This is a genomic window from Psychrobacter sp. AOP7-C1-14 (assembly GCF_052376135.1).
Taxonomy (GTDB): Bacteria; Pseudomonadota; Gammaproteobacteria; order Pseudomonadales; family Moraxellaceae; genus Psychrobacter.
This window is the reverse complement of the sequence record NZ_JBQSVH010000001.1, coordinates 347,247-367,107: the sequence shown is the minus strand read 5'-3', so window position 1 is coordinate 367,107 and position 19,861 is coordinate 347,247. Positions and strand designations below refer to the sequence as shown.

At 42.8% G+C, this 19,861-nt stretch carries 13 protein-coding genes and 1 pseudogene; 3 read left to right on the top strand and 11 right to left on the bottom strand.

The window, feature by feature from the left end:
• Positions 1 to 17 precede the first annotated feature (17 nt).
• The 5 genes from fis to mrcB all read right to left on the bottom strand — a co-directional run bounded on the left by fis (position 18) and on the right by mrcB (position 6,385).
• Complete coding sequence (gene fis, locus ACT3QN_RS01595; RefSeq protein ID WP_444522292.1) at positions 18 to 380, bottom strand: DNA-binding transcriptional regulator Fis; 363 nt, start codon at positions 378 to 380, stop codon at positions 18 to 20.
• 178 nt (positions 381 to 558) lie between these two features.
• Positions 559 to 1,704, bottom strand: a complete 1,146-nt coding sequence (locus ACT3QN_RS01590) for a DUF3426 domain-containing protein (RefSeq protein ID WP_444528763.1) — start codon at positions 1,702 to 1,704, stop codon at positions 559 to 561.
• Positions 1,705 to 1,992: 288 nt separating this feature from the next.
• A complete protein-coding gene (gene prmA, locus ACT3QN_RS01585) occupies positions 1,993 to 2,919 on the bottom strand; it encodes a 50S ribosomal protein L11 methyltransferase (RefSeq protein WP_444522290.1) in 927 nt (308 codons plus the stop codon).
• A gap of 132 nt (positions 2,920 to 3,051) precedes the next feature.
• Complete coding sequence (locus ACT3QN_RS01580) at positions 3,052 to 3,858, bottom strand: tetratricopeptide repeat protein (protein WP_444522289.1); 807 nt, start codon at positions 3,856 to 3,858, stop codon at positions 3,052 to 3,054.
• Between the two features lie 46 nt (positions 3,859 to 3,904).
• Complete coding sequence (gene mrcB, locus ACT3QN_RS01575; protein ID WP_444522288.1) at positions 3,905 to 6,385, bottom strand: penicillin-binding protein 1B; 2,481 nt, start codon at positions 6,383 to 6,385, stop codon at positions 3,905 to 3,907.
• 434 nt (positions 6,386 to 6,819) lie between these two features.
• Between mrcB and ACT3QN_RS01570 the strand changes: the two genes are divergently transcribed.
• Positions 6,820 to 9,618, top strand: coding sequence for a heavy metal translocating P-type ATPase (locus ACT3QN_RS01570; RefSeq protein WP_444522287.1), 2,799 nt, complete (start codon positions 6,820 to 6,822; stop codon positions 9,616 to 9,618).
• 119 nt (positions 9,619 to 9,737) lie between these two features.
• Here ACT3QN_RS01570 and ACT3QN_RS01565 read toward each other — a convergent pair whose 3' ends face one another.
• A complete protein-coding gene (locus ACT3QN_RS01565) occupies positions 9,738 to 10,460 on the bottom strand; it encodes a Bax inhibitor-1/YccA family protein (RefSeq protein WP_444522286.1) in 723 nt (240 codons plus the stop codon).
• Between the two features lie 318 nt (positions 10,461 to 10,778).
• Between ACT3QN_RS01565 and ACT3QN_RS01560 the strand changes: the two genes are divergently transcribed.
• Together ACT3QN_RS01560 and ACT3QN_RS01555 are read left to right on the top strand one after the other, a co-directional pair.
• Complete coding sequence (locus ACT3QN_RS01560) at positions 10,779 to 11,783, top strand: NAD(+) kinase (RefSeq protein WP_444522285.1); 1,005 nt, start codon at positions 10,779 to 10,781, stop codon at positions 11,781 to 11,783.
• Positions 11,784 to 11,838: 55 nt separating this feature from the next.
• The gene (locus tag ACT3QN_RS01555) at positions 11,839 to 12,150 is read left to right on the top strand and encodes a YeaC family protein (protein ID WP_444519505.1); all 312 of its coding nucleotides are present in this window, start codon (positions 11,839 to 11,841) and stop codon (positions 12,148 to 12,150) included.
• Between the two features lie 147 nt (positions 12,151 to 12,297).
• Here the strand turns inward: ACT3QN_RS01555 and ACT3QN_RS01550 are convergent, their stop codons facing one another.
• The 5 genes and pseudogenes from ACT3QN_RS01550 to ACT3QN_RS01530 all read right to left on the bottom strand — a co-directional run bounded on the left by ACT3QN_RS01550 (position 12,298) and on the right by ACT3QN_RS01530 (position 19,599).
• Positions 12,298 to 12,672 carry a HopJ type III effector protein gene (locus tag ACT3QN_RS01550; RefSeq protein ID WP_057759243.1) on the bottom strand — a complete coding sequence of 125 codons (375 nt, stop codon included), beginning with the start codon at positions 12,670 to 12,672 and terminating at the stop codon, positions 12,298 to 12,300.
• Positions 12,673 to 12,850: 178 nt separating this feature from the next.
• Positions 12,851 to 13,018: pseudogene (gene csrA, locus ACT3QN_RS01545) on the bottom strand (carbon storage regulator CsrA); the annotation flags it as partial.
• A 391-nt stretch (positions 13,019 to 13,409) separates the two neighbouring features.
• Entirely contained in the window at positions 13,410 to 14,696 is a 1,287-nt protein-coding gene (locus ACT3QN_RS01540; RefSeq protein WP_444519506.1) for an aspartate kinase, read from the bottom strand.
• A gap of 339 nt (positions 14,697 to 15,035) precedes the next feature.
• Positions 15,036 to 17,708: an alanine--tRNA ligase gene (gene alaS, locus ACT3QN_RS01535; protein WP_444522284.1), complete on the bottom strand. Its 2,673-nt coding sequence runs from the start codon at positions 17,706 to 17,708 to the stop codon at positions 15,036 to 15,038.
• A gap of 154 nt (positions 17,709 to 17,862) precedes the next feature.
• Entirely contained in the window at positions 17,863 to 19,599 is a 1,737-nt protein-coding gene (locus ACT3QN_RS01530) for a DUF389 domain-containing protein (RefSeq protein ID WP_444522283.1), read from the bottom strand.
• Positions 19,600 to 19,861: the final 262 nt, after the last annotated feature.

Sequence of the window (19,861 nt, the reverse complement as noted above, 5' to 3'; positions counted from 1 at the left end):
AAGCTCATATAGTAATGCTACATTAAATCATAGGTTTTCATTTTTTTGCGTAAAGTGCCTCGATTCAAACCTAGTATTTGGGCACATTTGGTTTGGTTACCTCTTGTTTTTTCTAGGACGACAGATAAGAGAGGTTCTTCGATTTGCTTTAAAACCAGCTCGTATAAATCAGTAGGCATCTCATCTCCTAGCATTGCAAAGTATTGACGCACCACACGTTCTACATGAACTCGCAATGGTTGCTGTGCACTACTTGTATGACTCTGTGCAGCAAAATCAAAGTCGTGCGTAGAAGATTGGTATTCGTCTTTATTATAATCGGCAAGATGCTCAGAGCTTTTAGCAAAATGATTGGCATTATGCTGTGCGTGAGGTGCCATAAAATAAAATCCTTGAGATGAAGAAGAAGTCTGATTATAAGAGATTAGAACCATAGTATATCAAATTAATATTGCTTAGCGCTGACAGATTCATCGTTATCTTGGCTATCACGATCTAATTGAAAATGTATTTACAGTATATTTCCTACTTACACCCGTCTATGTACGACGCCCTAAATCAATAAAGAGCAGTCATCGTGATCTCTTGAATCTGAGCACTAGACACAGGGACAGTGAATAGTAACTGCCTATCTGTATTGGCAGCTAACTGACGTTGCTTTCCTAATAAATAATCGTTTGGATCTGCAACGAATTCTCCAATGAGATCGTCTCTACCGTAAACGCTTATTTTTATACTTGGGTACAGTTGTGATTGCATGCTTTCATTGCTTAAAGTAGCGCTTATATCGCTAAACGTATCAGCAGTTTTAATCTGACTGCTTCTGTGACGGATATTGCCGATGGTAAGCGTTGATAAGTCCGCACTGGGCAAACTGCAAGCAGAAACTGAGCATATTGACTGGAGACGCTGAGCATGGGCTGGGTTTTTGACTAAGTTTTCTAAGTTAAAAATAACATACTGTGCCATGAGTAGGAGTACTAAAACCGAACAACCTAGTATCCACAATAATGACGCAATTGAACGTGTTGTTGGAGTTGCAGCAAACGGCAGCGGTGTTTTTTTGAGACGTTCTTCAACAGAGGAGTCTTCCTCTTTAATGGGTACTCCCATATCAGATAGAAGTTGTGATAAATCTGTGTCATCTGATGGTGATTCTTCGGGCTGATTTTGTTCCTCTAATAGTTTTTGTAGCCATGAATTATTATCAGTAGTGTCAACGTTTGCATGAATATCGTTGGCTGCTGCCGAGCTGAGTATGTCCTGCGTTGCTAGGGATGCTGCTGTTGTATTTGTAGATATTTTTTTTGCTGAAAGATGACTATTTTTATCAGCTTTCTTAGAGGAAGACTCTTTGAGTTTTTCTTTTATTGCTATGCTAGAGTCGGCATCGTTTGGTTGGGCTAACCATGCGCTCATACTATCTAGTGAGTCATACTCTTGAATATTTTCTTCTGGTTCATCTATATCCATATCATCATAGATTAAGTCGTCATGAATCAAAGTATCAGATGGTTTTTTCTTACGAAGTGAAGATGTGGAGGTATTCGTCACATTTTGAGGTTTATACTGATTGCTACTAGAATTCGCTTTTTGTTCGTTCGGTATTGGTTGGTTTTGAGCTGCTTTTTTATTAGGGATGCTAGTCTTGAGTGCAGGCTTGCGTATAACATCAGAATTTACCACAAGATATTTATTGACCAAAAAGCTTTGCTGGCACCGATCGCAGCTAATGGTAGCGTTGACTTGGTTTAGTTGAGTTTGTTTGACGCTATAGCAGTTTTGACAATGGGGGCATTGAGTTTTTATTGGCGTGGTCATAAAGGTAAATCCAAAAAAGTATGGTTATCAATACCGTTTAGCCACTCACCAATTGCTGCCCATAATACTATTTATACTTTTCAATTTAAATAAATTATGGGCAAGGACAGAGTGGTGTCAAATACATAATATTTGACTACCTGCTATCGTAACAGATGTAATTAAATGTTGCTAGCTAGTAAACGTACCTGATAAACGTTGCCAATGTTGGTCTTCTTGTGCAGTAAAAGCATGCTTTGGGTCGAGTGAAAAATAAGGCTGATAAGCCTCAGTTACTTGCTCAGTTTGCGATTCAATCAAGCCTGCCAATACGATACGGCCCTTAGGCGCAATTAGTGTGGCAAAGTAAGGTGCTAAACCAATAAGTGGCTTTGCCAAAATATTAGCAACGATGATCTCGACAGGCAAAACATCATTTTTCGAGCAATAATCTGTGAACTCTTCTGGTAAGAATGCCTGCAGACGATCGCCTACATTGTTGCGTAGCGCATTTTGATTGGTAGCAAGTACTGCTTGCGGGTCAATATCGACCGCATACACCTGACGTGCACCCAACAACAAAGCAGCAATACCTAAAATGCCTGAACCACAACCATAATCGATAACCACTTTGTCTGTTAGGTCTTGCTCTGTTAGCCAGTCTAGGCATAGTCGAGTCGTAGCATGATAGCCAGTACCAAATGCCAAGCCCGGATCCATAATGATATTGGTGGCTTTAGGGTTGGGTGGCGTTATCCAGTTAGGTATGATCCACAAGTCATTAGCACATTCGATAGGATGGTAGTTACTCATCCACTCGCGCTCCCAGTCCTTGTCATCAACAGCCGTTAGCCAGATACGAGTAGCCTGTACTTGTGCAGCGATTTCATGACTTAATTGCTCAACTGCTTGACGACTACCAGCATCTGTAGTTGCATCAAATAATCCTGTTAGTATCACCTCATCCCAAAGTGGTGATTCACCTGGAAGTGGCTCAAATAGAGGTTGATCGCCAGCATCGTCTAAAGCTATTGACAATGCACCTGCCTCTAGTAAAAGCGCTTCAGCCAAGTCGACGTTTGATTTTTCACATTGTAAATGCAGTTGTTGCCATGCCATAAAATTAACCTTAAGCGGAAATAAAAAATAAATGTAGATGTTAGGGAGATGCCCTAGATAAATCTATATACAGTCAAATACATAATGTATATAGGTGTTTTAATGAGTCTGAAATGTATAAATATGCAGTTATTAGCGTAACGCCTGTCTTGCCTCATTGACCACGCGTGAATTATCTTGAGCTTGTCCTGATTGCAATATAACCTGCCATAATGCTCGTCTACGACTAGTACTTTGAGAAACACTAAGACCACGACGTGCCATCGCTTCTGCTTTACGAGGTTGGTTCTTTTTCAATGCTACTTGTGCCAAATAGAAATATACCGCCGACGACTTTGGTGCTAGACGCTGTGCACGTGTAAAGCTGCTCTCTGCATTGGTGAGGTTGCCCGCTTTCAGCTGATTGATACCTACTTGCATCAAATTGCGAAATGCGGGTAGGTTGCTATTGTTGCTGGCAGATTGTTGGGTACGTTGCTGTGAGTTTCTTCTAGCGTGCTCTAGTAGCTCGTTATGTGACGGTACAGATGGCTCGGAGATTATATAGTCATTACGAGAGGGCGTAATGATAACAGGATCAGGCTGCGTCGTTTCTGGAATAGTGGGCGTAAATACAGGCGTTTCTTGTGTTAATGGATTTGGTGCTTCAGACTGTTCAACCGTATCATAAGGCTCGGCTGTATAGTTGTTTTCACTATCTGCTTCAGTGGTAGGCGCTTGGGTTATTGATTGCCCTATCGGTTGTGTTGTTGGTACTGTTTGAACAGGCGTTATTTGCACCGTAGCTGATGTGCTAGGCGCCGTCTGACAAGCACTTAGACCGAGCACACCAACGATTGCGCTACCTAAAAATAGGGTATTGCTTGACGTGATTTTTTTACGCCATATCATCATTGTGTGTTTTACTGAAGTAGTTGTCCTTAAAGATGACACCATCATGTTAAAACCTTTTTTAAATATTAAAAGCTAGAAACCAAAAACAATGTTAGAACCATTCAACAGCGCGGTCATACCAAGTATCAGCACTGTCTTCATCACTGCTACTCTCAGAACCATCAGATTCAACAGCTTCGCCATTTGGAATATCTAAACCTTCATTCTGATTAGTGTCACCTTGCTGATTCTGAAACTGCGTTTGTTCACGCGCTCGCTCTTGCTGATACAGGTTCAGCGCGCAACTACTGGCTTCTTCTGGCAAGTGCGCTGATAGGACAGGTAGATAGCGAGCATTGGCACAGCGTTCATTAGACAGTTTACCTGAGTTGTTCTCTAGCCATAACCATTCAATACCTTCTGGCTCTGGTAGGGCAACTGGAGTCAGTTTTAGGCGTTTCATATAGTCAACCCAAACCGGTAAGGCACCAGTACCACCACTCAAACCAATCGGTTTGTTATCATCACGACCAACCCAAACAACACTCACATAGTTACCACTATAGCCTGCAAACCAAGCGTCACGGTAGTCATTTGTCGTACCTGTTTTTCCTGCTAGGTTTAAATTACTACCCAGCGATTGCGCGCGTCTGGCTGTACCGTTTGAGACCACTTGTTGTAGTGCATAGTTGGTCAAAAAGTTGGTTTCAGGTGGGATGCTACGCTGAGTGTTAAGTCCTGTGCGCTGTAAAATACGGCCACGATCATCAATAACGGTACGAATGCTGTGAATAGGCGTACGAAAGCCACCAGTAGCAAAGACTTGGTAGATACCAAGCATATCCATCGGACTCAAATTAACTGAGCCTAATAATGCTGATGGGTAAGGTGGAATTTCTTCTTTAACACCCATACGCTGTAACTGCTTGGCAAAGGTATTAACACCAAACTCCATACCTAAGCGTACCGCTGCTTGGTTATAGGATTGAGATAGAGCCGAGGTAAACGGTACGTAACCATGATCACGATTGTCATAGTTCCTAGGGTTCCAGTCAGCACCATCGTTTAGATTGACGGTAATAGGTGAGTCATCTACTGAACTGGCTAAGTTATAACGACCGCTTTCAAGCGCAGTCATATAAATAATAGGCTTCAGCAGTGAGCCTACTTGACGTTTGGCATCGACAGCACGGTTAAACCCTGTAAATTCACTACCACTACCTACTACAGATACTAGCTCGCCAGTCTCAGGGTTAGCACTAACTAACGCACCTTGCAAATCTTTAGTTTTGCTACTGTTACGGCGCAGCTCACCAAGTTTATTATCAACAGCCTTATCTGCTGCCAATTGAGCGATAGGGTCTAAGGTACTAATAATGGTTAGACCTTCGTTCTTAAGATCATCAGAATAATAAACAGTATTTAGCTCACGTTTGACAATATCTAAGAAGTCGGGGAACTGGCTTTTGCCTTCGGTAGGCTTATCCACGATACCAGGTGATTGCTCTAAAGCTTCATCATAGTCTTCTTGGCTCAGTGTACCCATTGTCAGCATATTATTGAGTACCACATCACGGCGCGCTTTTGAGTCATTTGGGTTGCGACGTGGGTTATAGATACTTGGACCTTTTGCCATACCAACGAGCATAGCTTGCTGATCTAAGCGTAGCTCATTGAGCGGTTTATCAAAATAAAACTGCGAGGCCAAACCAAAGCCATTGATAGAGCGATTGCCATTTTGACCCAGATAAATCTCATTCAAATAGGTTTGTAAAATCTCATCTTTGCTGTAATGCAGTTCAAGTAACACGGCCATCAATGCTTCGTTGGCTTTGCGCTTTAGTGTGCGATCCGAATTGAGATAAAAGTTTTTAATCAGCTGCTGGGTGATGGTCGAGCCACCTTGTCTGGCACCACCTGTAAAGTTGTTGATTACGGCACGAGCGATACCGCGTATCGATACCCCTTTATGCTCATAAAAAGCGCGATCTTCTGTAGCGATGAGTGCATCGATCAATGGCTGAGGCACTTCGTCCAAAGACACTACCATGCGATCTTCGTTACTGTCTGGATAAATACCACCAATATTGACAGGCTCTAAACGAATAATACCGCTTTTGGCAGGCAGGGTACTCTGAATGGACTCTACTTTGTTACCAGAAATCGTCATCTTGATGACTTGCTCAGCATCTTTATCATTGGCACTATACGTAAAGCCACGCGTGTGGATAAAGTAGGTATTGCCTGCCCGATGATAAGTACCCGTGCGGTCATAAGCCTTGTTGCTCTGATAGTTGAGCAATTCTAGCCATGTCTTCATCGTATCTCTATCGACATTAGCACCTTGATACAGCTCAAGTGGTTGCGAGTACACTTTGGCTGGAATATCCCAGCGCTTACCCTCAAACTTATGAGTAATGGTGCGATCAAGTTTGATCAAATACAGCGCCAACAACACCATGCCTGCAATGATGACAATCAATAGCAGACTACTAAAGACCAATCCGCGCTGCTGCGAGGGTAGCGTATGCATGGTAGACTTAGATGACGGTGAGAACTTGGTATTTGGTAACTTGTAATTAGGTTTTTGCACAGACGTCGCACCATTTTTGGATAAAAAACTGCCTCATAATGACGCAAATTGACAAATTTTTCAATCTATCATCGTCAACGCAGGCATTTATTGGTCATAGGTCATGAGTGATGTGATTACTCATAATGATAGCTTATAGTATAATCTCCATTGAAAGTGACCGATACTTATAGCAAAGCATCAGTCACTTTCAATCTGGTAGATAAGCGTCATATAAGATAGCAATTTACGATTGCTCTCACGATGTATTTTGTATGAATTCGCTGTTGCTAATTGTTTGCTACTAGCCACTTTTGATTAATATTGTGCTGCCAGTGGCAACGATGTTCAAACGATCATAAGCGACTACGCTACAAACAGCACAGTTAATAAGAGCAAGTTTGCTTTAAAAGAACGCATTTTGAACAAGCCTGTCAAAGGAAGCAAGCGCGACTATGTCTAGTATCCCATCATCAGTATCATCTTCTACCAACCATTCTTATGAAGACGCTTCTATTATCGAAGGATTGGTACTCCCGCTGGCTGACCACTGCTTTCACTGCGGTGACCCAGTCCCTCAGCCACCATTTCATGCTGATATATTAGGTCAGTCACGAGAGATGTGTTGCATGGGTTGTCAATTGGCTGCCCAAAGCATTGTAGAAGCTGGTCTTGAGCAATATTATCTTGACCGTTCAGAAATTAACCGCACGGCAAGTTTGCCAACTCAGCTGACGCGCCTTGAAGTCTATGATCATGACGAGATAAAATCGCAATTCGTTTACGCGCAAGATGGAATGTCAGTAGCAGAGCTATCGGTCAATAACCTACGCTGCGCTGCCTGTACTTGGCTTATTGAGTCGCGTCTTGATGAGCTAGAAGGTATTGGTAAATGTCAGGTGAATTTGACTAATCAGCGTATGCGGGTTATTTGGAATGAAGACAAGTTACCCATTAGTCGTATTTTGGCAGTCATCAACGAGATCGGCTACGAAGCCAAGCCCTACCGCCAAGATACTCATGAAGCTATGCTGGCGCGCCATAACAATCAGATGCTACTGCGCCTCGGCATCGCTGCACTGGGTTCGATGCAAGCAATGATGTATGCCGTTGCGCTTTATTTTGGCGAGTATAGCGACATGTTGATATTTCAGCGTGATTTTTTGCGTTGGGTATCTTTGTTTGTGAGCACGCCTGTATTCTTCTATGCTGGCATTCCTTTTTTTACTTCCGCATGGTCAGCGGTTCGTGCGCGCCAAGTCAATATGGATGTGCCCGTCAGTCTGGCATTGATTATCACTTTTTTTGCCAGTCTCTACGCTACTATCACAGGCCAAGGGGAAACGTACTATGATTCAGTCAGTATGTTTATTTTCTTTTTGTTGGCAGGGCGTTATATCGAGCATAATGCACGCCTAAAAGCTGCAACTATGGCTAACGATTTGGTGGTGGTTGAGCCAGTATTAGTACAAAAAATCGCTGAAGAAAAAGCAGCAGCAGAGCGTATTTTGCAGCAGCTGAAAGAAAATGAATCTCTACAAGATGACACTACTGAAGATGAGACTCAAAAGAGATCAGGTACGTCGGCTGAAATTATGCCTGATTTTATGCAGCGTATGGACATCAATGTTCATCAGCTTACATCGCGTATCGCTCAAGATTGGCAGCAGTCACGCAACCAACAAAATGCGCTATCACAACCCGAAGACGATACAGAGTCGAAGCAAATGGTCACCGCTCATAGTCTACAAGTGGGTGACATCATTTTGGTTGAAGCGGGTTCAGAGATTATCAGTGATGGTATCTTGCTAAGCTCCACTGCAACGGTGTCACAAAGTCTACTGACAGGCGAGGGTGATTTAATCATCAAATCACAAGGCGACTATATTGTCGGTGGTTCACAAAACGACAGTCAGCCTTTTGAAATGCTAGTTACAGCACTACCAAAAGACAGCCAAATAGGTTTAATTGATCGATTGATGAACCGCGCCATGAGTGAAAAACCCAAACTGGCGCAGCAAGCGGATAAGCTGGCACGCTGGTTTGTAGCGCGTATTTTGGTGTTGTCCGTTTTGGTATTTGTCGGCTGGTATATTGTTGATCCAAGCCAAGCGATTTGGGCGACAGTAGCAGTCTTGGTAGCTACTTGTCCTTGTGCACTATCATTGGCGACGCCGATTGCTTTGACCGTCTCAACCAATCGACTGGCCAGCTATGGTTTTTTAACCACACGCGGGCATACGCTACAGACGTTAGCTGAAATTACGCATGTCGCTTTTGATAAGACAGGTACGCTGACTTATGGTAAGCCAAATTTATTAAATATTGAGTTAATAAAACCAAAAAGCCAGACCGAATCTGACGGTTTATCATCAACGACACAAAAAGATACGCTGTTGGCAATTGCAGCTGCACTAGAAGTAGGCAGTCGTCATCCCATTGCCCACGCGCTACTGACATCGGCCTATCAGTTACACCTACCATCGACGCAAGCCGTACAGCATTATCCGGCGGGCGGCGTGGAAGCGATGATTGATGGCACTGTATATCGAATCGGACACAAGGACTTTGCGTTAGATAAAGCAAGCGATAGTACTAATAATGTCTCTGCAAGTGACGATATAACCATTGACCTGTTGGCGCAGCGAGCCAGCTCAGCAGTGGTACTGTCTTGTCAGAATATTGATAGCAAAAAATGGCAGGCGCTAGCATGCTTTTATTTCAACGATAAGGTACGTGATAGTGCTCAGTCGATGCTCAATACGCTCAAAGGACTAGGTATCGAGTCTGTTATGTTGACAGGTGACCCAAGTCCGCAAGCGCTAGTGATGGCTGAGAATTTAGGAATGCAAGCTGCGTATAATGGCCTATCACCGACTGATAAAGTTAATCATATTCAGAAGCTGCAAGCCAACGGAGCCGTTGTACTGATGGTAGGTGATGGCATTAATGATGCACCAGTGCTAGCAGCGGCCGATGTGTCGACCTCGATTGCAGGTGCGGCAGACTTAGCACAAGTATCCAGTGACAGTATTATCTTAAACGGACAAATCGAGGCCATCACTGCGGCTAAACGTATCTCTGATAAAACTGAACGTATTATCAAACAAAACTTCCGCTGGGCACTTGCTTATAATAGTATCGTTCTGATACCAGCTGCTCTAGGTTATGTACCACCATGGCTTGCTGCGATTGGTATGTCGCTCAGTTCATTGTTTGTCGTATTAAATGCCTTACGTCTAAAACGTGCTTAGTCTCTTTAAAAAGTACTTAATTTAAACAGGCCAATAAATTTTACTCATAAAAAAACCGCCTTCCATCAAATGAAAGGCGGTTTTTTCTATACAGAGATACTGTTAGGTAGCTCTTACAATTAGTCTTGTAGATAGCTTAGCAGACGCATAAATTCGATATACATCCAAACTAGGGTTGCAAGAATACCAATACTGAACAACCACTCGTAATCTTCAGAAACACCCATCGCCACGCCGCGATCGATATTATCAAAATCTAATAGTAAGGTGAAAGAAGCGATAACGATGACAAACAAGCTAAAGCCAATAGCGATAGCGCCACCTTCAAATAGGAATGGCAATGATGAACCAAATGCTAAAGAAAGTACCCACTGTGCTACATAGACAAGCATAATGGCAATAACGGCTGAAGTCACGATAGAACGGAATTTTTCAGTAACCTTAACTAGACCTGAACGATATAGACCAAGCATAACTGCAGCTGTGACGAAAGTTGCACACATTGCCGTGACTGGTACTGTTGGGTACATTCTCATGAAGAACAATGAGATACCGCCCAAAAAGATACCTTCTAACAAGGCATAAGGCACAGCCAACGTTTTGGCTTTGTGCGGTTTAAAGGTAATAAAAAGAGCGAGAACAAACGCAGCAATCATGCTACCGAAGGCTGCCATCGTAATAAAACTTTGCGATAAACCTGCCATCAGCGCATAAAAGAAAAAGCCCACACCAGTAATGGCTGATAAACCAAGTAACAAGCTGGTCTTTTGAATTACGCCCTTGACCGTCATTGGATTACCGCCGATCGCAAGTTCTGCGCGACTGACAATAGGATTGGCCATACATAAGTCCTTAATAATAAAATATAAAATTAGTAATGTTAGCTACTTTAGCAAAACCGCCATTATTGTCAACTGTGTTTGCGTGACAACCGCTGCGGCTTAACCTTAGGCTGCTCGTTGGCTAGCGCATCGAGCTACTGTATCGCTCAATACATCAATTTGAAACTGAACAGACGGATCAGACTAAGTAAAACATTTGATAGTCTTTATATGGGGTCAGTTACGACAGTTAACAACGATAATTCATAAACATGCTAGTCTAAGCGCGTATTTATCGCTATTATTACCTTGTACTTCACCGTTATACCGAGTCGTTTTATGGAAAACTCAGCGCAGTCAGCAAGATTGCCACACTTACATGAATCAGAGCTATTCCACGCTATTAAAAACCCTGCCTTTAGGCGTATTGGTTTAATGGGCCGTGCTGGTAAACGTAGTGTTACTCAAAGCTTGGTACAGATTGCCCAAACCGTCAATGACATGAATTTGACGTTGATAATGGATGTACAAACTGCCAATTTACCAACACTGAACCTCACAGACATAGAAAGAGTCAAAATCGTTAAGCGTGGTTTGATTGGTGAAATTTGTGACTTAGTTATTGTTGTTGGCGGTGATGGTTCAATACTACACGCCGCCGAAGCATTAGCACGCTACCGTGTACCCGTACTCGGGGTGAACCGTGGTCGTCTAGGATTCTTAGCAGATGTAAAGCCTGATGAAGCTGCCTTTAAGTTACGCCAAGTATTAATGGGAGACTATCAACTGGACCATCGGTTTCTGTTAACGATGGAGATACGAGAGGGGCGTAAGATTATCCATGAAGATATGGCGCTGAATGATATCGTACTGCACGCTGGCAAATCCGTACATATGATTGATTTTCAGATGAAAATTGATAGACATGACGTTTATAGACAGCATAGTGATGGCTTGATAGCGGCTACACCGACTGGATCTACTGCTTATGCCTTATCAGGCGGTGGTCCAATCATTCATCCAAGTATGGATGCCATTTGTCTGGTGCCGATGCATCCTCATACATTATCTAGCAGACCGATTGTGGTTAGTGGTAATAGTGAGGTCTGTATTCGTATTCATGAAGACAATCGTACTCAGCCGATGGTGAGTGCGGATGGTAAACCGAGTGTACCGCTTGAGCAAGAGCAACGCCTATATATTCGTAAGCATCCTGATAAGCTTACCTTGTTGCACCCGCCTGGGTTTGATTTCTATGAAGCCTGCCGTACAAAGCTGCACTGGAACGTACATGCCGAGGAATTCAGTCTTGATGTCGATGATGATATTATAGACGATGAATAAGCATATCTATTAGACACAAATATGATGCAAAAAATGGTAGTGGAGAGTAGGCAAGATGGATAAACAAACAATACTAGCAAGCCTAACGCCCGAAGTGGTTGATAAGTTTCGTATGGCGATTGAACTAGGTAAATGGCCTGACGGTCAAAAAATCACCGCTGAACAGCGCGAAACCTGTATGCAAGCAGTGATGGTATGGGAGCACGAACACCTACCGCCTGCTGAGCGTACGGGTTATATTCATAAACCTGTAAAAGATGATGGTTCTGTCGTTGGCGCTGAATGTGATGTTGAGCACGAGCATCACTATCCTAATATGCCGAATCCTAAAGGTGCCGTGCAGCCTGTCAAATTTCGTGACAAATAAGTTTCGTGGTAAATAGACTTATAAGTAATTAGGTCTATAATAGTTGTTACAGAAATACTCATTATAAAAAAGCCACGCTATTTAGCGTGGCTTTTTTTACTTTACCAATGATTAAATTATCAGAAATAACTGAACCATTATAAATAGTTAAATAGCAGTCGTATCGACACTAGGACGAACCGTTAGCGGATTCTTTTGCATCAAGAATCCTTGCCAGCCCCAATGTAAAAAGTTACGGATATTGGCATGATCGGTACCGTTAGGCGTTGCTTGAACCTTGGCATAATGTTCGCCAAATAGTTTAAGCGTGTCCAATTGATTCAGGCCATGGTGCTTAGCGAAACCAAAAATCTTTGCGCTACCTTCATTCTCACCGGCTGCGTTATGTACCATTCCATTTACAAAAGGGGCAGGTGCATAGCGATAAAAATCATCGATAAAGCTGATGACATCATTGAATCCAATGGCCTTTTTGTTCAAACCATTAAGTAATGCCGATACATCTGATTGGCGGATACTCATAAATAAATGACCTCAGAGCAGATTAAAAAACAATATAATATTTATGTGTGCTCAATGATGATAATAGCCGTTGAGCGTTCAGCATTATAATTTAGGTAGCTTAGCGATTAAAGTAGTCTTCATCATCAAATGAAGGCGAAAAATTGCCTTGCTCAAGATGCTGCATTTGCGACTGTACAGAACGCTCATGCTGAATACGTTGATAAATCTCTTCGCGGTGTACTGCAATATCTTTGGGTGCATTTACACCGATACGTACTTGATTGCCTTTGACGCCTAGAACCGTCACACTTACTTCGTCGCCAATCATTAGCGTTTCGCCCACGCGGCGTGTCAAAATTAACATGCGTCACACTCCTTATGTCGCATCAACAAATTATTACTCATCAGATTACTTCTCAATTGCAGAACATTACCGAAGCACTAAACACGCAATATAACGATTATTATAATGCTCGATATCGTGCCAATAGCGGTAATGATAGGTAGATTCATTTAGCCCAAATGAAAGCCCCATTATAGGTGGCATAACAGATACTGTCACGGTTTTTCACAAAACTATTAGATAAATGCTCATTTTAGCTACGATAAAAAATAAAAATAGGACCTAAAAAGATCCTATTTTATTTAGACACTATTAACTTACATGATGTTTATTTACGCACTATATAAAATCACTAATAGCAGTCAATAGATAATCGTTAATACTAGTGCTATATTTTAACAGTTTTTATGTCTTATAGCCCAGCGATTTTACTTTCACCGTCTTCACGATCTAGACCAAATGCCGTGTGCAATGACTTGACGGCTTTTTCTAAATGTTGATCTTGAATTAAGACAGACACTTTAATTTCACTGGTTGAAATCATTTGGATATTGATGTTGTGTTCAGCGAGCGTTTGGAACATTAGGCTAGCAACACCAGCGTGTGAACGCATGCCAACACCAACCAATGAGACTTTAACAACTTCACTGTTGCCCAATATTTCTTTCGCACCAATCTCATCTTTTACTTCTTCATTAAGCACTTTTAGCGTTTTATCTAAATCAGTGCGGTTAACCGTGAAAGTAAAATCAGTGGTACCATTGTCCGAAAGGTTTTGTACAATCATATCGATTTCGATATTGGCACGACCAATTGGGCTTAGGATAGCAGAGGCGATACCAGGATGATCAGGCACGCCACGTACTAAGATTTTTGCTTCGTCTCTGTTGAACGCGATACCTGAGATGATTGCCTGTTCCATATTGTCTCCTTCGTCTATCGTAATTAGGGTACCAACGTTGTCTTGAAATTCTTGGTCAAAGCTACCGTCTGTGTTTTCATCAAAGCTAGAAAGTACACGCAGCGGCACGCCATATTTACCAGCGAATTCTACTGAGCGAATCTGTAGGATTTTAGAGCCAAGACTGGCCATTTCAAGCATTTCTTCAAACGTAATTTTTTCAAGCTTTTTGGCTTTTGAGGTTACACGCGGGTCAGTGGTATAAACGCCATCGACATCAGTATAGATTTGACACTCGTCAGCGCCCAAGGCAGCAGCAATCGCCACACCTGTGGTATCAGAACCGCCGCGTCCCAATGTGGTCGCGTTGCCTGCTTCATCAATACCCTGGAAGCCTGCCACAATAACGATATTGCCAGCATCGAGTTGCTCACGTATGTTTTGGTCATCGATGCTTTCAATACGGGCTTTGTTATGGGCATTGTCGGTTTTAATCGCTACTTGGCGACCAGTAAATGAGCGAGCACCAATACCAAGCTCTTTAATAGCCATGGCGAGTAGTGAGATAGAAACCTGCTCACCTGTTGAGACCATTTGATCGTATTCGCGAGGATCAGGCTGCGTGCTAATTTGGCGTGCTAAATCAATCAAACGGTTGGTTTCACCGCTCATGGCTGAAACCACGACGACTACTTGATGACCATTGTCATGCCAGCGTTTGACTCGTTTAGCGACGTTTTTGATGCGGTCGATACTACCCATCGAGGTGCCGCCGTATTTCTGTACTATTAACGCCATAAAAATCTACCTATTTATTCAATAATGACTTTTTATTGTCATTGATGAGAGTCAATGTGATACTCGTCAATGCTTGTATAGATAAAGCCAGATTATAAGAGTTATGCCCTAGGTCTTTCTTTCTTCTAATGGTCTGTTCCAACCTTATAGAATGAACAATATGCCCAAACGTTGACCTTTATACCATATCTACTGCATAACTTTAAGCCAAAGGACCGCTTAGATATATGGCGATTGGTTATAGTAGCTATAACCAATCACATATTCTGTGCGTAGTAGAAAAGCTATGCAATAAAGAAAAGGCACATTGTGACGCGCTATACCAATATATTCGTCAGTTTAGCTAAGTTGGGTTTCAATCCAAGCAGGTAGAGCGCTGATAACCGCTGTACTATTGCCAGACTTCGGTGCGCCGCCTTGTGCGTAGTCAGGCTTACCGCCACCTTTACCACCAAGCTCACCTGCCAAATGACGAATAATATCACCAGCTTTAACTTTGGCAGTGACAGATTTTGCGACGCTCGCTGCGAGAGCCAGTTGATTGTCTTTATCACCAATCAATACAATCACGCTATCAGGCAGTTTTGATTTGATATCGTCCATCAGCGTACGGATTGATTTACCATCGATACCGCTTAAGGTACTGACAAGAACTGGGGTGCCTGCAATCGTTTGTACGTCGTCGAGTAGATTAGCTGCTTGTGCACTGGCGATTTTTTGTTGCAAGCGCTCTAGTTGTTTTTCTAGGTCGCGTTGCTTATCAGCCATAGTACGGACACGCTGTGCCACTTCAGGACGTTTTACTTTCAGCTGACTTGCCAACTCGCTCAGCTGTTGCTCGCTTTGCTGAATGTTTTTGACTGCATTCATACCTGTGACGGCTTCAACTCGGCGGATACCAGCAGCGATACCAGATTCACTGGTAATTTTTAATACACCAATATCGCCAGTATGCTGTACATGCAAGCCACCACATAGCTCGATAGAAAAAGGTTTACGCTGACCATCGACGATACGGTCAGTACCCATGGTTAATACTCGAACATCACTGCCGTACTTTTCGCCAAACAGTGCCATCGCACCTTGGTTCATCGCTTCATCAATCGACATGTGCTCGATGCGGGCAGGGGTGTTGGCTTGAATCTGCTCATTGACGAGACGTTCGACACGCGAGATTTCAGCAGCACTGACAGGCTTGTCATAAGCAAAGTCAAAACGTAGTACTTCGCTTGAGACCAGTGAGCCTTTTTGCGTAACTTCATCACCCAGCACTTCTCTTAGCGCTGCATGCAATAGGTGAGTAGCCGAGTGGTTTTTGGCACTGGCAGCGCGAATACTAGACAATACTTGAGCCTCTGCCATTTGCTTAGTGCTGACATCGCCCATGGTCACGACACCATAATGGATAATCGCCTGACCAGATTTTTTGGTGTCTTGTACTTCAAAGACGCCTGACTCAGTACGAATCTCGCCAAGTTCGCCAACTTGACCACCACCTTCAGCATAAAATGGCGTGCGATCCAATACCACAACGCCTTCCATACCTTCCGTTAAGCTGTCTGCTGGAGTACCGTCTTGGTAAAGCGCGTCAATAGTCACGCCGTCTTCTTCAAGCTGCTCATAGCCAATAAATGTCGTGGGCGTTTCTACTTGAATCACGCTGCTGTAATCAACATCAAACTTACCAGCATCACGAGCACGCTCACGTTGTGCCTGCATATGCTCATCAAACTCTGCTTCATCGATAGCAATACCACGCTCGCGAGTGATATCGGCAGTCAAATCAAGTGGGAAGCCATAGGTATCATAGAGTTTAAATGCGGCTTCACCAGATAAGGTATCACCATCTTGCAGGCCTTCAAGTTCGCTAGCAAGCAAACGTAAGCCTTGTGCCAATGTTTTGGCAAACTGCGCTTCTTCTTTTTGAATGGCATTTTCGATAATACTTTGCTTATCTTTTAGCTCAGGATAGGCACTGCCCATTTCAGCGACTAGCGGCTCGACCATTTTGTAGAAGAACTCGCTATCAGCACCAAGTTTGTTGCCATGGCGTACTGCACGACGAATGACACGGCGCAATACGTAACCGCGACCTTCATTGCTAGGCGTGACACCATCAGCAATCAAAAATGCCACGGCGCGAATATGGTCGGCGATGACTTTTAGTGAAGATTGTTGCTCGTTATTGATTTCTAGGATGTCAGCCGCTGCATCCATCAAATGAACAAATAAGTCGATTTCATAGTTGCCATGAACGCCTTGCATGATGGCACTGATACGTTCAAGCCCCATTCCTGTGTCGACACTTGGTGCAGGGAGTGGTAATAGCGTGCCATCTTTTTGACGATTGAACTGCATAAATACACAGTTCCAAATCTCAATATAGCGGTCGCCATCTTCTTCAGGTGTGCCTGGCAAGCCGCCTTCAACGTCGGCACCATGGTCATAAAAGACTTCAGTACAGGGACCACAAGGACCAGTGTCACCCATCGTCCAGAAGTTGTCTGACGCATATGGGGCACCCTTATTATCACCAATACGAATGATACGGTCGCTCGGAATACCGATGTCTTTATTCCAAATCTCAAAAGCTTCGTCATCAGTCTCATAAATGGTGACATACAGACGGTCTTTATCAATCGCTAACCATTTATTTGAGGTCAAAAATTCCCAGATATACTCGATACCAGCTTGCTTGAAGTAATCACCAAACGAGAAATTACCAAGCATTTCAAAGAAAGTATGGTGACGTGCAGTATAGCCAACATTATCCAAGTCGTTATGTTTACCGCCAGCACGCACGCACTTTTGCGAGGTTACCGCACGTGTATAGTCACGTGGTTCCATACCCAAAAAAGTTTCTTTAAACTGATTCATACCGGCATTGGTAAATAGCAATGTCGGATCATTGTATGGAATCAAGCTAGACGATGAAACTTGGGTATGCTGCTTGCTCATGAAAAAATCGAAAAATGCTTGGCGAATATCGGCTGAGCGAAATGGCTGGCTCACAGCGGCTCCTTACTGACGGATAGAATTAAGTAACTGAGATAAAATAATTTTGCAAGCGATTTTAGCACAAACGCCTAAGCTCTTGGTACAAGAGTTATAACTACTAGGTTATTATACGTATTTCGACTGCTGCTTGATTTGTAGAGGATACAGACTAATTGGTCAAAATTGCCGCATCGGTTTCATCCAGTTTGTCTTGCGTCGTTGGATTGGACTCAATCACTTGTACTGGCAAATAGCGTAGTTGCAGTTTTATTGGTAGGTATTCTGGAAAGTTCTCTGTCATATCTTGAGTAATGAGCGTCTCAATCTGGCGTACATCGTATGAGATCGGTAATGTCTCTCCACGCACGATTGCACGTACAACTTGGTTTGTTTTAGACGTATCAAACTGCGTATTGGTCAATACATTACCTTGATCAATAAAGTAGTTGTTAATGGTTTCTTTGACGCTACTCTCAAATACTTGCTGCTTGGCATTGGTTTGTAGGTTTATGGTCAAGTAGGCACCCAAGCCACCGAGTAGCAATAAGGTCACGGCGTTACGCTGCAAAAAAGTTAGGTAGGTATTGGATTTATAATCATCATCGACCAAACGACGGAATCCTAAAATCCATAATACAAGCGCATTGGTAAACTGGATAGCAAGGATGTTAGTCGCCGCTAATAAAAGTGCACCAAGTCCAAGCTGCATCTCGCCATTAGCGAGCAAGATACCACTAGCAGCAAGCGGTGGCACTAAAGCGGTGGCAACTGCAACACCGACAACCGCAACCGAGAGATGCGGTGATACCATTGCATAAGCACCAGCCGTACCACCAGCTAAGGCAATCATCAGATCCATGGAAGTTGGCTGGGTACGTGATAGGATTTCAGCCGTTAGAGGTTGGTCTTTATGTAGCCAACCAACGATAAAGCCGACCAATACTACCAGTGAGACACCAACAATAACGGTGAAAAGTGACTTACGTAGCAATGGCATACGGTGATCGATAATTGCTAGCGCTATACCAGTGATAGGGCCCAACATCATCGCAACTAACATTGCGCCGATGACGACGGCTGCTGAATTGGTTACTAGACCATAACTGGCAATAATGGCAGAGAGTATGTTCATGATGAAATACATCTTGCTAGGCAGCGCGTTTGCTTCAATCCTAACTCGTACCTCTGGATAGTCTACTTTCTGATTACTAAACTGCTCAGCAACAAATTGTTTATAAGATTCAAGTTTGGCTTCCTTTTCTTCTTGTACCTCATCTTCCTCACTTTCATTTTGAGCTTTTTGAACATCGCTATCTTCTATATCGGTATTTTTACTTTGATTGTTATCTTCTACATTATCGTTTTCATCACCATTAGATTCATTTTTTGTTTTTGTATGACTCGCTGCTTTATCTTCTGATGAATGTGTTGCAGTATCTTGGCCATTAGCAGGGGAGTCGCTTTTCGCTTCTACCGCCACTTCAGTATCATCATCGTCTTCAACACTTTTTTCTGTTGTATCTGACTGAAAAAAATCCGACTTCTTTCCTGCGCCTATAGATCCTGATTCTGCGATTTCAGACGCTTCAGTGTTTGATTGTGACTCAGGTTCTGTTGACTCCAATGATGCGACGACCACGTCATCACTGATGGTTTCCATGATTATTTCAGCGTCAGGTGGCTGCGCACCTTCAGTGTCTACTTCGGATTCTGTTCCAGTATCTGTTTTATTATCCGTATCAGTCGATTGCTTGCGTTGATTGTCTTCGCTTTCATCATTGTCTACAGCTGCATCATTAGCTACTGGTTTAACTGTTGCTTCTTGATTGTGAGAGGCATCAGTAGTGACCGATGAACCTTGTTGATCCACTGAATTAGGCGCAGTGTTCTTTTCAGATGAGGACATATTAGACGGCATTTTTAATAGATAAAGAAAGTCATTATTGTAATGATAAATAAAGAAAGATATAGGAAATTCGTGAAAATGACAGAAAAGAGTTGAGATTGGATAGGAATAGAAACCAACGTTTCTTATTTTCTTATAATTAGAATTAAAACCTTAATAGTAGCATGGTTTTAATTCTAAAGTCATTCGATATAGCTGATATAAGAGTTCATGGTAAATACTTACTTTTTTTGTGGGATTAAGGTTAAATACATTATATCCA